Below are 14,999 nucleotides of genomic sequence, written 5' to 3' on the forward strand. Positions count from 1 at the left end.
AGGCGGCTCCGGCTCCGGCTCCCGAGGCGGCTGCAAACGCTCCGGCTCCGGCACCGGCGGGACCGGCTCCTGCGCCCGCACCGGAAGGCGCCGCGCCGGCTCCGGCACCTGCACCGGGCGGCGCGCCGACCTTCAGCCCGGACAGCCCGCCGACACAGGACTTCATGTACCCATCGATCAGCAACGGGTGCACGAAGGACGGCGGAAACGTTCTCGCGACGGCGATCTCGGTGGCCGGGCCGGCGAAGATCCCGACACCGGGGCCGGGCCCGGGGCAGACCGCCTACGTGTTCACCGCGGTCGGCACGCCCGGACCCGCGGCCGAGCAGGCGTTGCCGCTCAACGTCACCTGGGTCAACCTGACCACCGGCAAGTCCGGGAGTGCAACGCTCAAGCCGCACGCCGACATCAACCCGCAGGGGCCGACGACGATGACGGCGATCGCCGACACCGGGTCGGGCAGCATCATGTCGACGATCTTCGGTCAGATCACCACCACCGAGAAGCAGTGCCAGTTCATGCCGACCATCGGGTCGACGGTCGTGCCCTGACCCTGACCCTGGTACGAAACGGAATTCCCGGCCGTCGAGCGTGCTCGACGACCGGGAATTCCGTCTCTCGGGTGGTCTAGTAGGCCATGAAGAGGATGGCGTCGCGGTCGTAGTCGCGACCAGGATGCGCCTCGCTGAGGTGGGCCTGAGCCTTCTCGACCAGGTCGTCCTCGTCCTTACCGGTGATGGCTTCCCCGCACGGGCAACTCAGATGTGTCTTCATGGGTCCATTCTGCACACATGCATCACCGGGCATGTCGGGATGGGCGACGCCGAAACTGCGCCCAGGGCTGTCAGCCGGGGCGCGCCACGACCCTGTGCGCAGTCTCGCGGAAATAGTCAGGCCTTCGCGGCCTTGGCCGCCGCCTTCGCCTGCTTCTTGTACGAACGCACCCGCTCCAGCGAGCCGGCGTCGGTGACGTCGGCGACCGACATGTGCGAGCCCGCCTTCCCGTAGTCACCCGCCGCCGCGCGCCAACCCTTCGGCGTCACGCCGTACTGCTTGCCCAGCAGCGCGAGGAAGATGCGCGCCTTCTGGTCGCCGAACCCGGGCAGTCCCTTCAGCCGGCGCGCCACCTCGGCGCCGTCGGGATCGCCATCGATCCACAGCGCGGCGGTGTTGCCGTCGTACTGGTCGACGATCACCTGCGCCAGCGCCTGGATCCGCTTGGCCATCGACCCCGGGAACCGGTGCACCGCAGGGCGTTCGGCGCACAGTGCGGCGAACGCCTCCGGGTCGTACTCGGCGACCTGGCGGGCGTCCAGGCCGCCGAGCCGGTCGGCGAGCTTCTTCGGCCCGGCGAAGGCGACCTCCATCGGGATCTGCTGATCGAGCAGCATGCCGACCAGCAGGGCGAAGGGGTTGGCCTCCAGCAGAGCGTCGGCCGCCGGATCCTGAACAAGCTGCAGTTTCGGCACGGCGCCAGTCTAAGGTGACCAGAGGCTGGTGAGGTGACATGTCTGGCGAGCTCGCGTTGGTGCTGGCGGCGGTCCTGCTGCTGGCGGCGGTCGCCGCCGCGGTCGCGGTGGTGCGCACGCGCCGCGTCGTGGCCACCCCGACCGAACGCGCGGTGCACGCCGCGCTGCACACCGCGTCGCTTGCGGCCCGCGCCCTGCGACAGGGCCTCGACACCGAGTCCGCTCAGACGTCGGCGCCTTTCCTGCGCGGCCTGACCGGCGCCGACGGCGTCGCACTGTTCGGCCGCGACGGTGACCTGCTGGCCCGCGACCCCGCCGACGAACCGGTGTGGACGGCCGACGTCGTCGACGATTGCGAACGCACGGCGGCGCAGTCCATCTCCGGTGAGCGCCGGGTGCTCGAGGCCGGCCGGACATCGGCGGTGGTGGCCCAGCCGTTGCTGGCCGAGGACGGCGACGTGCTCGGCGTCCTGGTCGTGGTGACCACCCGCACGCCGGGCCCAGGCCTGCTCGGCGCTGTCGGTGAGGTCGCCCGGTATGCGGCCAGCCAGCTCGAACTCGCCGAGCTCGACGCGTCGCGGGCCCGGCTCGACCGCGCCGAGGTGCTCGCGCTGCGTGCCCAGATCAGCCCGCACTTCATCTACAACGCACTCAACACGATCGCCTCGTTCGTGCGCACCGATCCCGACCGGGCCCGCGAGCTGATCCTCGAGTTCGCCGACTTCACCCGCTACTCCTTCCGCGCGGCGGGCCCGTACACCACGCTGGCCGACGAGCTCCGCAACATCGACCGGTATCTGACACTCGAGCGCGCCCGGTTCGGCACTGCGCTGGACGTCCGCCTGCAGGTGGCTCCGGAGGTGCTTAACGTCGTCGTGCCGTTCCTGGCGCTGCAGCCGCTGGTGGAGAACGCGGTGCGACACGGCCTGGCCGGTCAGGCCGGCGGCTCGGTCGAGATCATCGCCCGCGACGAGGGGTCGGACTGCGTCATCACCATCGAAGACGACGGCGCCGGAATGGATCCCGCAGCGCTGAGGGCGGGCTCGGGCGACGCGCTCAACGCGGCGACCACCGAGTCGGCGCACGTCGGCCTGACGAATGTGGATCATCGCCTGCGGGCGGCGTTCGGCAACGATTACGGTCTGGTGGTCGAAACCGCGATCGGTGCGGGCACCAAGGTGATGATGCGGGTGCCGAAGTTCCGGTCCGGTGTCCGGGCCGGCGGAGGAGCGTTCGGGTGAAGGTCAGATGACCGGCCTGACGGTGCTCGCCGTCGACGACGAGGCACCCGCCCGCGACGAACTGGCCTACCTGCTCGGCCGCCATCCCGGCATCGCCGAGGTGCACAGCGCCGCCGACGCCACCTCGGCACTGCGGGAACTCAACCAACGCACCATCGACGCGATCTTCCTCGACATCAACATGCCGGGACTGTCCGGCATCGAACTCGCCGGTGTGCTCGCCAACTTCGCACACCGGCCTGCGGTGGTGTTCGTCACCGCGCACGAGGACCAGGCGGTCGCCGCGTTCGACGTCGGCGCCGTCGACTACCTGCTCAAGCCGATCCGCCAGGAACGCCTCGACGAGGCGGTGCGCCGCGTCGTGGCTGCGCGATCCGCCGAACCCGCGTCCGCGGAGGCCGCGGCGGCGCCGGAGTCCGACGTCATCCCTGCCGAGGTGGGTGGCGTCACCCACCTGGTGCCGCGCGAGAGCATCGGGTGGGTGGAGGCAGACGGTGACTACGCGCGGCTGCACTCGGCATCCGGCTCGCACCTGGTGCGAATCCCCCTGAGCACTCTCGAAACACAGTGGCGCAACTTCGGTTTCCAGCGCATCCACCGCTCCTACCTGGTGGCGCTGCGGCTGGTGACCGGGCTGCGCACCGCCGACGGTGCGGTGCTGGTGCGGTTGCGCGCCAATGGCGCGTCGCCCGCCGTCGAACTCCCGGTGAGCCGGCGTCAGGCCCGGGAACTGCGCGACCGCGTGGTCCGCGATCCGATGCGTCATCTCAAACCGCTGGCTGGCGATGAGTAGCCCCGACCGGCCCCAGCGCGAGCGCGTCGTGCTGGCCCACCGCCGCGGCGCACGCATGGTGCGCACCCGCGTCGAGGTGCAGGAGCAGACCCAGGTCGGCGACGCACTGGTGCGCGGCCTGGTGCGGGCGCAGTTGGGCCTTGCGCTGCGGCTGGCCGCCGTGGTGATGTCCGCCGTCACCGCGATCGTCGTGGTGAACAGCTCCTTCCCCGGCCTCGCCGACGTCGACGTGGCGGGTGTCCGGGCCAACTGGCTCATCCTCGCGGTGCTGGCCTACCCGCTGCTCTACGGTGTCGGCCGCCTCTACGTGCGGTTGGCCGAACAGGCTGAGCGGGACTTCGTGCGCGTCGTCGACAGCGAACCGTGACCGGCTCCCCGCTGACCGCGGCCGCACTGCTCGTCTCGGCGCTGGCCACCATCGCGATCGGTGCGTACGGAGTCCGGTTCTCGCGCACCACCTCCGACTTCCTGGTCGCGTCGCGCAGCGTCGGCTCGCAGTGGAACGCCGCGGCCATCTCCGGTGAGTACCTTTCGGCGGCATCGTTTCTCGGCGTCGCGGGCCTGATCGCCAAGTACGGCGCCGACGCACTGTGGTACCCCGTCGGCTTCACCGCCGGCTACCTCGGGCTGCTGCTGTTCGTGGCGGCCCCGTTGCGCCGCTCGGGCGCCTACACGGTGCCCGATTTCGCGGAGTTCCGCCTCGGCTCGGCCCGGCTGCGGAAGATAGCGATGCTCACCGTCGTGGTGATCTGCGTGTTCTACCTGGTGCCGCAGTACCAGGGCGCCGGGCTGGCACTGAGAACGCTTCTCGGCGTTCCGGTCTGGATCGGGCCGCTGGTCGTCGGCGCGATCGTCGTGACCAACGTGGTCGCAGGCGGCATGCGGTCGATCACCTTCGTTCAGGCGTTCCAGTACTGGCTGAAGCTGACCGCCGTCGCAATCCCCGCGCTGGCGCTCACCGGGTTGTTCTTCACCGGCGGCGGCGAACTCGGTGGGCCGCTGCCGCCGACCGTGCAGCAGGACACCACCGTGGCGATCGAGACCGACGTCGTGGTGCAGGTCGCCGCGCCGGCCGGGATCACCGTCGCCGGCACCCTCGACGGGAAACAGGTGGCCGACGCCGCGATCGGCACATCCGGCGAGCACACCCTGAGCGCGGGCAGCACGCTGACCCTCGCCGCCGGAACGCCCACCCCCGTGGTCGCGGGCACCCCCGGCGCGGGCTCGGAGTGGCTGGCCTCCGGCGGTGGTCTCGGCGGGCGTCATCCGCTGTACCAGGTGGTGTCGATCATCATCGCGACGTTCCTCGGCACCATGGGCCTGCCGCACGTGCTGGTGCGCTTCTACACGAATCCCGACGGCCGGGCGGCGCGCCGGACCGCGCTGGCCGTCATCGCGCTGCTGTCGCTGTTCTATCTGTTCCCGACCCTGCTCGGGGTGTTCTCCCGGTTGTACGTGCCGCAGCTGCTCATCACCGGAACCGCCGACGCCGCCGTGCTGCTCGCACCCGGCGCGGCCGTCGGCGGGCCGGGCGGACAACTGCTCGCCGCGCTGGTGGCGGCCGGGGCGATAGCCGCATTCCTGGCGACCTCGTCGGGGCTGCTGGTCAGCATCGCCGGCGCCCTGGCCACCGACGTGCTGCGCGGCCGGGTGCGTGACTTCCGCGTCGCCGCACTGGTCGGTGGCGTGATCCCGATCCCGTTGTCGCTCATCACCTCCGGCCTTGAACTGTCCCGCAGCGTCGGGCTGGCGTTCGCGGTGGCCGCCTCCACGCTGTGTCCTCTGCTGGTGCTCGGCATCTGGTGGCGCGGACTGACCGCTCTGGGGGCAGCCTGCGGGCTGGTGGTCGGCGGGCTGGTGTCCGGGACGGCGGTCACCCTCGCGATCACCGGCGCCGTCGACGAACAGGCACTGGGCGGCTGGCCAGCGGTGGTGACCGGCTATCCCGCTGCCGTGAGCGTGCCGCTGGCCTTCGCGACGATGATCGCCGTCAGCCTCTGCGACCGCCGCGGCGCACCGCGCGACGTGGCACAGATCTTCGCCCGCATGCACGTCCCGGAACGACTCGGGATGGGCATCGAACGGGTGCCCCGCGGCTGAGCCGCCGTTCGTCGTGGCCGATCGACCGCTCACCGCAGCCGACCCCGTCCTCGCCGTGTGACCTGCGGGAAAGACGGGTATGTGACCCACATCTCAGCTAGCTTCGCCGATGAGCCGGTTCACACACACGAGGTCAGGAGTCACCGTGCCCGAGACCATGCCCTCGGATCCCGCGGCCGCCATCAGCGGCCAGCGGTATCTCGAGGTCCAAGCAAGTCCGGAATTCCAGGAGCTACGAAGCAGGCTGCGCCGCTTCGTGTTCCCGATGACCGCGTTCTTCCTCATCTGGTACGGCCTCTACGTCGTGCTCGGCGCCTTCGCGCACGACTTCATGGCCACCCGGGTGTGGGGCAACATCAACGTCGGGCTGATCGTCGGCCTCGGGCAGTTCCTCACCACCTTCCTGATCACCGGAATCTACGTGCGCTTCGCCAACCGGGAACTCGACCCCCGCGCCACGAAGATCCGCACCGAACTGGAAGGTGAGCTCAAGTGACCGTCCTCGCCGCCGAGGCCGTTGGCAACACCGCCGCCAACATCGGCATCTTCGCCCTGTTCGTGGCGATCACGTTGGTCGTGGTGATCCGGGCCAGCCGCAACAACCGCACCGCCGACCAGTTCTTCACCGGTGGCCGCGGGTTCACCGGGCCGCAGAACGGCATCGCCATCGCCGGTGACTACCTGTCGGCGGCAAGCTTCCTCGGCATCGCCGGCGCCATCGCCGTCTACGGCTACGACGGCTTCCTGTACTCGATCGGCTTCCTGGTCGCCTGGCTGGTGGCCCTGCTGCTGGTCGCCGAACTGCTGCGCAACACCGGCAAATTCACGATGGCCGACGTGCTGAGCTTCCGGCTCAAGCAGCGGCCGGTCCGGGTGGCGGCCGCGACGACGACGCTGACGGTGTCACTGTTCTACCTGTTGGCCCAGATGGCCGGCGCTGGTGGCCTGGTCGCGCTGCTGCTGAACGTGAGCGACAAGGGCGGGCAGGCGTTGGTGATCGCCGTCGTCGGCATCCTGATGATCGTCTACGTCCTGGTCGGCGGCATGAAGGGCACCACGTGGGTGCAGATCATCAAGGCCGTCCTGCTGATCGCCGGCGCCGGGGTGATGACGGTGATGGTGTTCGTCGAGTTCGGGTTCAACTTCTCCGAAATCCTCGGCTCGGCTCAGGCCGCCATCTCCGGTGCGACCACCGAGGGCGTCGCCAGCCGCGACGTGCTCGCTCCCGGCGCCCAGTACGGCGGATCGCTGACGAGTCAGATCAACTTCATCTCACTCGCGCTCGCCCTGGTGCTCGGCACCGCGGGCCTGCCACACGTGTTGATGCGGTTCTACACCGTGCCGACGGCCAAAGAGGCGCGCCGGTCGGTGGTCTGGGCGATCGCACTCATCGGCGCGTTCTACCTGTTCACGTTGGCACTGGGTTACGGCGCAGCGGCGATCGTCGGACCGGACCGCATCCTGGGTGCCCCGGGCGGAGTCAACTCCGCCGCTCCCCTGCTGGCGTTCGAACTGGGCGGGGTGATCCTGCTCGGCGTCATCTCGGCGGTCGCCTTCGCGACGATCCTCGCAGTTGTGGCGGGGCTGACGATCACCGCGTCGGCGTCATTCGCACACGACATCTACGCCAGTGTGCTGAGAGGGGGTCCCGGCAAGGCACCGGTGACCGAGGCGGAGCAGGTACGGGTATCACGCATCACCGCGGTGGTTCTCGGCGTGCTCGCCATCGGACTCGGCATCCTCGCCAACGGCCAGAATGTGGCTTTCCTTGTGGCGCTGGCCTTCGCCGTCGCGGCGGCGGCCAACCTGCCGACCATCGTGTACTCGCTGTACTGGCGCCGGTTCAACACCCGCGGCGCGCTGTGGAGCATGTACGGCGGCCTGCTCTCGACGATCGTGCTGATCGTCTTCTCCCCCGCGGTGTCCGGAGCCAAGACGGCGATGCTGCCCGGCGTGGACTTCGCGTTCTTCCCGCTGGCCAACCCGGGCATCGTTTCCATCCCGCTGGCGTTCGTGCTCGGCATCGTGGGCACCCTCACCTCGCCGGACGACGAGGGCCGCGAGGTCGCCGCAGAGATGGAGGTGCGGTCGCTCACCGGCATCGGCGCGGAGAAGGCCGTGTCGCACTGACCACCGCGCCGGAACTGCATTCCCGGCGATCAAGCGAGTCGCTTGGTCACCGGGAATGCAGTTCCGTGCACACGAACGGAATAACCGGGGCCGTCGGCGTCGCTGTCATCAGATATGTCTGACAACGCGCCGGCGGTGCCGTCTGCCCCCACCGACTCCACGCCGACGGCCGGCCGCTTCGCCCTCCCGTTGCTGGCCTACGCCTTCGCCGCGATCATGGTGGGCACCACGCTGCCCACGCCGATGTACGCGCTCTACGCCGAGCGCATGCACTTCGCGGTGCTCACGACCACCGTCATCTACGCCACCTATGCCGGCGGCGTGCTGTTCGCGCTGCTGACCTTCGGCCGCTGGTCCGACGCGATCGGCCGACGCCCGATGCTGCTGGCGGGCGTGGTGTTCGCCCTGGTCAGCGCCGCGGTGTTCCTGGTCGCCGACTCGGTGGCGGTGCTGCTGGTCGGCCGGGTGCTGTCCGGACTGTCGGCGGGCATCTTCACCGGCACCGCGACCGCGGCGGTGATCGAGGCCGCGCCGCCGCGCTGGCGCGACCGGGCGGCCGCCGTGGCGACCGTCGCCAACATCGGCGGCCTCGGCCTCGGCCCGCTGCTGGCCGGGCTGCTCGTGCAGTACGCGCCGCAGCCGTTGCACCTGGCTTTCGTCGTCCACATCGCGATGGCTGTACTCGCCGGGATCGCGGTGTACGTGGTGCCGGAGACGTCGAGTCGGGCCGGACGGATCGGCGTGCAGCGGCTGTCCGTGCCCCCGGAGACGCGGGCGGTGTTCGTCGTGGCCGCACTGGCGGCCTTCGCGGGGTTCGCCGTCACCGGGTTGTTCACCGCGGTCGCCCCGTCGTTCCTGGCCGGCGTGGTGGGTATCGACAACCACGCGGTGGCGGGTGCGATCGCGTGCTCGATCTTCGCGGCGTCGGCGGTGGCGCAGGTGGTGGCCCGCCGGACCGCACCGCAGCGGGCCGTCGCCCTCGGCTGCGTGATCCTGTTCGCCGGCATGGTCATCCTCGCTGTGGCGCTGGCGTTTTCGTCGCTGCCGGGACTGCTCGCCGCCGCGGTGGTGTCCGGCGTCGGTCAGGGCATCAGCTTCAGCCGCGGGCTGGCCGCCGTCGCCGAACGCACCCCGCCCGACCGGCGCGCCGAAGTCAGCTCCACCTACTTCGTGGTCGCCTATGTCGCGATCTCGGTGCCGGTGGTGGGCGAGGGCCTGGCCGCCCAGCACCTCGGCCTGCGCACCGCGGGATTGAGTTTCGCGATCGCGGTGGCCGCACTGGCCGCGGTCTGCCTGCTCGCGATCCTCGCCCAGGAGCGACGGATGAGGTCGAGCACGTACGCCGGCTGAACCGTCGTCACGGATAGGGCAGCGGCGCGCCGTCCCGATGCGCGAGCAGTGTCGTCATCACCTGGATGTCCTGCGCCTGCTCGTTGATCATCACCGCGGCGGCCCGCCGTACCGGGTCGGTGGCGGTCTGCCGCACGACGTATGACGCCATGTCGATTCCGCCCTGGTGATGGCGCACCATCAGTTGCAGGAACAGCACCTCGTTGTCGCGGCCGGTGCTGCGCTGCAGCCGGGTGAGCTCGACGGGTGAGGCCATCCCGGGCATCGCCGTCGGTGCGTCACCGGGATGGTCGTGTCCGTCGTGGCCCATCCACGCCATCGGGGTGGTCGCCGCAGGCGGTGCGTCGACGAGCTGAAGCCAACCGGTCATCTGCCCGATCTCGGTGAGCTGGGTGAAGCGGATCTGCTCGGCGAGTGCCCGCACGTCGGGCCCGACGTCGCCGACGAGCATGTCGGACATGGTGACCGCCTGTTGGTGATGCGCCGACATGTCCTGGGCGAAGCCGATGTCGACGGCCGTCATCAGCACCGGGCGCGGCGGTGGCTGGCGGTACGCGAGCACGATTGCACCGCCGAGCGCCGCCGCGGCGAGCAGCGCCACGATCCGCACCACGACCCTCCGCGTCATCGTGGCGGGTACACGGCGGGGTCGAGCCGCAACGCCATGAAGCCGTTGTCCGAGCAGGACACGAAGAGCATGTTGCCGCGGAACTCCGGCGGCGACATGCACCAGTCGGCCGACAGGTCGAGCCCGATGATGCGGCCGTCCCGGATGATGTCGTTGCCGTTGATCTGCCCGTTGAGGATGGCCTGGGCGATGGCGATCGCACCGCTGGCGGGCGGAACGATGATGCCGCCGAACCGGACGTGCTGCGAGTTGGGCAGCCGGTCGTTCTTGCCGGTCTGCGCGGGTGGGTTGAAATAGGCGATTTCTCTGATGTTCTCGGGATCGCGGACGTCGAAAACCCGGATGCCGGACTGCGTCCACCCGCATGCCAGCGCCTGCGGATTCTCCCGTCGGTCCACCGCGCAGTAGTGCGACTCGTAGCCGAAGGCGCCGCTGCTGGAGGCGGTCGCGGCCCACGTGTCGAGGTTCTGCGGCAGGTTGATCTCGAGCTTGACGGTGTTCTTCAGCCGGAGGTCGGCGGGGTCGGCGGCGTCGAAGACCTTGACACCGCCGGAGCCGAACTCGTCGACGTTGAACAGGTGCGGCGTACCGGCATAGGTCACGTAGATGCTGTGCTGGCTGATCAAGCCGTCCCGCCAGTGTTTGTAACCGCGCAGCGGCAACAGCTGGTGCATGGTCGTGCCGGGCGCCACCCGGTCCTGGATCGCCGAGGTGTCCAGGATGTTGAGCCCCTGGGCGGTGGACATGTACATGGTGTCGCCGTCGGGGGTGAATTCCATGCCGTGGCTGGCGAATCCGGCGGGCGCACTCCACACCACGGCCGGGTTCGCGGGATCGGCGATGTCGACCGCGCTGGCCCACATCTGCCCCGAGGCCCAGTAGGTGTTCCCGTCGGGCGAGAATCCCCCTTCGTGGGTCAGCATCGGGATCCGCACGCCGGGCAGCGAACCGCGCCCGAGGTTCAGCAGGCGCGGATGCGCGCAGTCGGTGGAGATGTCGTAGATCGAGATGTAGCCCAGCCCCATCACGAAGGGCACCCCGGTGCCGGCCAGTAGGCCCCGAGCTTCGTTGACCTTCAGCGACTCCCAGGTGCCGTTCACCATCGCCGGCTCGCTGAGCATCGCCGTGGGCCGCGGATTCGTCGGATCCGAGACGTCGAGCACCTGCACGCCCTGGGTGCGAGGAAACGTCGACCCGATGTAGACGCAGTTCTTGTACGACGCGCTGGTCCACCCGGCGCCCGGCCCCTGGAACTGGCCGAGCAGGTCGATGTTGCAGTGGTATCCCTCGGTGCTGCGGCGGGAGTCGCGGTCGGCGAGCGGCACCTCGCCCTGCAGGCCGGTCTCGGTGCGGTCCCCGGGACGGCACGTGGCCGCGGGCACCGACGTCGGCCAGATGTCCTTCGACTCGTCGAAGCCCGGGGGAAGCGTCGCCCAGGCGTTCGTCCCGCCGGCCCCGATGAGCATCATCAGCACCGTCATGACCACGAGGACCCGCTCGAGCGCCCGCCCGCCGATCCAGCGGCCCTCCCCCGCCGGAACACATCTCCCCATGACCGGAACGTAACATTCTCTAATCTATTAGAGAACATAATGCGAAGAATGGATATCTGTCGCAAGTGACAATTGCCGTCCGCCGCAGCGACTCGCAGGTCGGCTGGGACCGCGCTGCAATAGACTCGAAACATCGCAGCACGCAGGAAGTACGACGCACCGCAGCGCCGGCGGGACCTCGCCGACGCGGGTATCGCCCTACTGGGCACCCAGGGCTCGCGCGGTCTGAGCCATCCGCGCGTGGACCGGCATGCCGGCGTCCCGGCGGGCACCACGTCGTTCTACTTCCGCACCCGCAAGGCTCTGCTGCTGGCCATCGGCAACCGCATCACCGAGCTGGATGTCGCCGACCTGTCGCTGATGGCGGAGTTGGGTCATGACGAGGCCGGCGGCTACTCGGGCACCCTCGGGCTGGCCCAGCTGGTGATGTTGTCGGGCACCGAGCCGTATCTGACGCGGACGCGGGCACGATTCGAGATCGTCCTCAGTGCCCGCCAGGATCCCGAGCTCGACGAGACGTTCCGCAACTACGGCATACGCTTCTATGCCCTGGCTCGCGATGTGATCGCGCAGTGGTACGACGATCCCGACGTGCCGGACAGCGTGATCGAGGAGCGGGCCGTCACCGTCCTGACGTTCATCAGCGGTGTGATGACCAGCTTCGTCAACGGCTATTCCGTCGTCTCCGACGCCGCCCATCTCGACCGGCTGATCCGCCAGATACTCCAGAGCAGCGACCTGGCGTGACGATCAGGACAGGAACCGACTGACGTACGGCGCGAACCGCTCTCGCAACTCCTCCTCGTCGATGCCGAAGTCCTGCCACGACGTCGAGATCCGGCCGAGCCGGCCTCGCTGATGCCCGTCGAGGTAGCCGGCCATCGCCGCGCGCGCCTCGTCGGTCAGCGGTTCTCCGGCCAGCGCGTACACCGCATCGGCGACGCGCATCTCGTCGGCCATGAAGTCGTCGAACCGGACGTCGATCGAGCAATCCGGTCCGAGCAGGTCGCGATCCCGGATCAGTGCCGCGAGCATCTGTTCCAGCCGCTCGACCCACATCGCCGCCGTGTCGTGCACCGGGACCGGATCGCGGTGCATCCGTGCCGAATAGGTGATCATCGCGATCATCGACAGTGCCACCGGCACCGGATCGCGGTGCGTGCACACCACCACCGCGCCGGGGAAGATCCGGTCCAGCACCGGTAGTTGCTCGAGATGCTGCGGCGATTTGAGCAGCCAGCGCCTGCCGCCGCGCAGGTACTGCATCGCCTTCAACTGCGTTGCGAGATAACGGTAGTGCGGGCCCTGATCGTGACGCTGATAGTGGTCGCGCCAGCGCGGCACGTCGGCCATCGTCTCGAACAGCATCGTCGAGAAGTCGTTGGCCAGCAGCTGGATCTCCTCGTGCACGTGGTCGGTGGTCATCTCGTGCATCAGCCGGAAGTGCGGCATCACGACGTCCATCACGGTCACGGCGGCGTCCATCCGCAGCCGGCGGGGATCGGGTTCGACGCCCTGCTCACCCGGCATCGGGAATGGCTCGACACTCTCCCAGTACGGCATCGTGCGGAAGGTGGTCGGCGCTGCCAGCAGATTGTGCAGATGGGTGGTGCCGGTTCGCGGGAGGCCGGCGATCACCACCGGCGGCAGCAGTTCGATGTCGTGGATCTCGGGATGGCGGTTCAGCAGGTCGTTGAGCAGCAGCCGGTTCTTCAGCAGCTGCACGAGCATGACGTGGAAGTTGACCACCCCGGGACCGTGTAACCCGGAGATCTCTTGCAGCGCAGCGAGATAGACATCGAGACGGTCCCGGTAGTCGTCGGCGCCGAAGTCGTGCAGCCCGGTCTCGGCACTGGCCTTGGCGTGCAGCGCGGCCGCGTCCAGCGGGCAGTCCGCCGCCATCATCGCCATCATGTCGCGGATCTGCTGCGCGTCGGCGCTGAACCGGGGGTGGGCGAGGTCGTCGAGCTGGACGACTGCGCCTGTGGTGTCGCTCACAGCGAGTTATGTTACTCTGAGTTACGTAATGACGACAGACCTGGGTCGCCCCCGGAATCCCCGCATCGACACCGCGGTCCTCGAGGCGACCGTCGACCTGCTCGGCCGTACCGGCTACGCGGCGCTGTCGGTCGACGCGATCGCACGCCGGGCGGGCACCAGCAAGCCGGCCATCTACCGACGATGGCCGAGCAAGGCTCACCTGGTGCACGAAGCGGCCTTCCCGCTCGACGCCGCGGTGGAACTGCCCGCCACCGGGTCTCTGCCGGACGACGTCCGGGAAATGGTGCGCCGCACGGCCGCAGTGCTCACCACCCCCGCCGCACAGGCGGCACTGCCCGGCCTGATCGGCGAGATGGCCGCCGACCCCACGCTGCACACCGCGCTGCTCGAGCGGTTCGGCGACATCCTCGGCCGGGGGCTGTCCGAACGGTTGGCCGACGCCGCCGCCCGCGGCGAGGCCCGGCCCGACGTGGCCGCCGGCGACCTCACCGAAGCGATCGCCGGCATCACCCTGCTGGCCTTGCTGAGCCGGGGCGCCCTCCTGGACGCCGCCTGGGTCGAACGCACCGCCACCCTCATCACGAAAGGCATCAGCGCATGACCGGAAGCACCCACGAGTCCACCGCCGCCTGGCGCGAACTGCTCGACACGCTGGGCAGCCTCGACCGCACCTTCCTCGAGGGCGACCGTGCGGTCACCGACGACCGCCACATCGCCGACGGCTACCGGATGCTCGCGACGACGCTGGGGGTGGCCTTCGACACCTACCTCTTCGCCGACCCCGCCCGACCGCGCTGGCTCGAGGTGAACTCACCGTCGCGCCCCGACCGGCGGTGGGGCGGCGACAACACCGACGCCTACTACTTCATGTGCCCCGTCGACCCGCAGCGCCGCTACCGCATCAGCGGCAACCGCGGCGACAGCGTCTACTTCTCGGTGACCGCGTACAACGAACCCGCGCCGGGCGCATGGTCGGACCGCATCGTGGCGATCGTGCGCGACGACGACCTCGAGTTCACCCCCGACGGCGACTTCACCTTCGACTTCGGCCCGGCCCCCGACGCCGCGGTACTGATGACCCGCGACTACCAGGCCGATCCGCGCACCGGCCGACCGGTGCGCTGGGAGATCGAGGCGCTCGACGAGCCACCGCCGTTCCGACACGGCGACGCCGAGACCGCATCGGCGCTGCGCGCCTCGGCGGCCTGGCTGCGGACGATGTTCGCCATCCTGCCGCTGGCCGTCGGTGTGCGCACCGACGACGCCCTCTCGCACGGTCACGAGATTGCCTCGGTGGCAAACGAATTCGCCGACCCATACCAGGTTCCCGACGCCAACTTCGGCTGGTCGGCGCGCGACGCCTGCTATGCCTACGGAAGTTTCGTGCTCGAGGACGACGAGGCCCTCGTGATCACCCACCGCCCGCCGCCGTGCCGGTTCTGGAACCTCGTGGTGTGGAACCAGTTCATGGCCACCCCGGGAGTGGCCGACGCACGAAGTTCGATCAACGGTCACACCGCGGTGCCCAACGCCGACGGCTCGGTGACGATCGTCGTCTCACCCGGCAGCACACCGCACCCGAACTCCGTTACCACGCTCGGCTATCCGCGCGGCAACCTGGCATTCCGGTGGTTCCTGGCCGACGAGGTGCCTGCCCGGCCGCAGGTGCGGTTGGTCAAGGCGGCGGACGCCCCGACAGAAATTTGAGTAGCACTACCTAGCCGGTCGCGGCAT

General features: G+C 69.6%; 16 protein-coding genes. 11 read left to right on the forward strand and 5 right to left on the reverse strand.

The window, feature by feature from the left end; all coding sequences use genetic code 11:
* The coding region (locus tag H7I41_RS04010) for an Rv1157c family protein (protein WP_443735550.1) at nt 1-551 on the forward strand (551 nt) is incomplete at its 5' end.
* Between the two features lie 76 nt (nt 552-627).
* On the opposite strand, the gene H7I41_RS04015 is transcribed toward H7I41_RS04010, so the two are convergent.
* Together H7I41_RS04015 and H7I41_RS04020 are read right to left on the reverse strand one after the other, a co-directional pair.
* On the reverse strand, nt 628-774 hold the full coding sequence (locus tag H7I41_RS04015; protein ID WP_264011275.1) for a DUF1059 domain-containing protein: 147 nt from the start codon (nt 772-774) through the stop codon (nt 628-630).
* 116 nt (nt 775-890) lie between these two features.
* The gene (locus H7I41_RS04020; protein WP_264011276.1) at nt 891-1,469 is read right to left on the reverse strand and encodes an HhH-GPD-type base excision DNA repair protein; all 579 of its coding nucleotides are present in this window, start codon (nt 1,467-1,469) and stop codon (nt 891-893) included.
* A gap of 38 nt (nt 1,470-1,507) precedes the next feature.
* Here H7I41_RS04020 and H7I41_RS04025 point away from each other — a divergent pair, with 38 nt between their 5' ends.
* The 7 genes from H7I41_RS04025 to H7I41_RS04055 all read left to right on the forward strand — a co-directional run bounded on the left by H7I41_RS04025 (nt 1,508) and on the right by H7I41_RS04055 (nt 9,083).
* On the forward strand, nt 1,508-2,710 hold the full coding sequence (locus H7I41_RS04025; protein WP_264011277.1) for a sensor histidine kinase: 1,203 nt from the start codon (nt 1,508-1,510) through the stop codon (nt 2,708-2,710).
* Between the two features lie 7 nt (nt 2,711-2,717).
* A complete protein-coding gene (locus tag H7I41_RS04030) occupies nt 2,718-3,503 on the forward strand; it encodes a LytR/AlgR family response regulator transcription factor (protein ID WP_264011278.1) in 786 nt (261 codons plus the stop codon).
* The gene (locus H7I41_RS04035; protein ID WP_264011279.1) at nt 3,496-3,870 is read left to right on the forward strand and encodes a hypothetical protein; all 375 of its coding nucleotides are present in this window, start codon (nt 3,496-3,498) and stop codon (nt 3,868-3,870) included. The genes H7I41_RS04030 and H7I41_RS04035 overlap by 8 nt, the downstream gene beginning before the upstream one ends.
* Entirely contained in the window at nt 3,867-5,603 is a 1,737-nt protein-coding gene (locus H7I41_RS04040; protein ID WP_264011280.1) for a sodium/solute symporter, read from the forward strand. Before H7I41_RS04035 ends, H7I41_RS04040 begins: the two co-directional genes overlap by 4 nt.
* A 157-nt stretch (nt 5,604-5,760) precedes the next feature.
* A complete protein-coding gene (locus tag H7I41_RS04045) occupies nt 5,761-6,099 on the forward strand; it encodes a DUF485 domain-containing protein (protein WP_264011332.1) in 339 nt (112 codons plus the stop codon).
* Nucleotides 6,096-7,733, forward strand: coding sequence for a monocarboxylic acid transporter (locus H7I41_RS04050; RefSeq protein WP_264011281.1), 1,638 nt, complete (start codon nt 6,096-6,098; stop codon nt 7,731-7,733). The genes H7I41_RS04045 and H7I41_RS04050 overlap by 4 nt, the downstream gene beginning before the upstream one ends.
* A gap of 114 nt (nt 7,734-7,847) precedes the next feature.
* Nucleotides 7,848-9,083, forward strand: coding sequence for an MFS transporter (locus tag H7I41_RS04055; RefSeq protein WP_264011282.1), 1,236 nt, complete (start codon nt 7,848-7,850; stop codon nt 9,081-9,083).
* Nucleotides 9,084-9,090: 7 nt separating this feature from the next.
* Here H7I41_RS04055 and H7I41_RS04060 read toward each other — a convergent pair whose 3' ends face one another.
* Together H7I41_RS04060 and H7I41_RS04065 are read right to left on the reverse strand one after the other, a co-directional pair.
* Entirely contained in the window at nt 9,091-9,711 is a 621-nt protein-coding gene (locus H7I41_RS04060) for a DUF305 domain-containing protein (protein ID WP_264011283.1), read from the reverse strand.
* Complete coding sequence (locus H7I41_RS04065; RefSeq protein WP_264011284.1) at nt 9,708-11,264, reverse strand: LVIVD repeat-containing protein; 1,557 nt, start codon at nt 11,262-11,264, stop codon at nt 9,708-9,710. The genes H7I41_RS04060 and H7I41_RS04065 overlap by 4 nt, the downstream gene beginning before the upstream one ends.
* A gap of 240 nt (nt 11,265-11,504) precedes the next feature.
* Here H7I41_RS04065 and H7I41_RS04070 point away from each other — a divergent pair, with 240 nt between their 5' ends.
* The gene (locus H7I41_RS04070; RefSeq protein WP_308214580.1) at nt 11,505-12,011 is read left to right on the forward strand and encodes a TetR/AcrR family transcriptional regulator; all 507 of its coding nucleotides are present in this window, start codon (nt 11,505-11,507) and stop codon (nt 12,009-12,011) included.
* A gap of 3 nt (nt 12,012-12,014) precedes the next feature.
* On the opposite strand, the gene H7I41_RS04075 is transcribed toward H7I41_RS04070, so the two are convergent.
* A complete protein-coding gene (locus H7I41_RS04075; protein ID WP_264011334.1) occupies nt 12,015-13,178 on the reverse strand; it encodes a sulfotransferase family protein in 1,164 nt (387 codons plus the stop codon).
* 112 nt (nt 13,179-13,290) lie between these two features.
* Here H7I41_RS04075 and H7I41_RS04080 point away from each other — a divergent pair, with 112 nt between their 5' ends.
* Nucleotides 13,291-13,866: a TetR/AcrR family transcriptional regulator gene (locus tag H7I41_RS04080; protein ID WP_264011285.1), complete on the forward strand. Its 576-nt coding sequence runs from the start codon at nt 13,291-13,293 to the stop codon at nt 13,864-13,866.
* Entirely contained in the window at nt 13,863-14,972 is a 1,110-nt protein-coding gene (locus tag H7I41_RS04085) for a DUF1214 domain-containing protein (protein ID WP_264011286.1), read from the forward strand. The genes H7I41_RS04080 and H7I41_RS04085 overlap by 4 nt, the downstream gene beginning before the upstream one ends.
* The last annotated feature ends 27 nt before the right edge of the window (nt 14,973-14,999 follow it).

The organism is [Mycobacterium] manitobense (assembly GCF_025821665.1).
In the GTDB taxonomy this organism is placed as follows: domain Bacteria; phylum Actinomycetota; class Actinomycetes; order Mycobacteriales; family Mycobacteriaceae; genus Mycobacterium; species Mycobacterium arseniciresistens.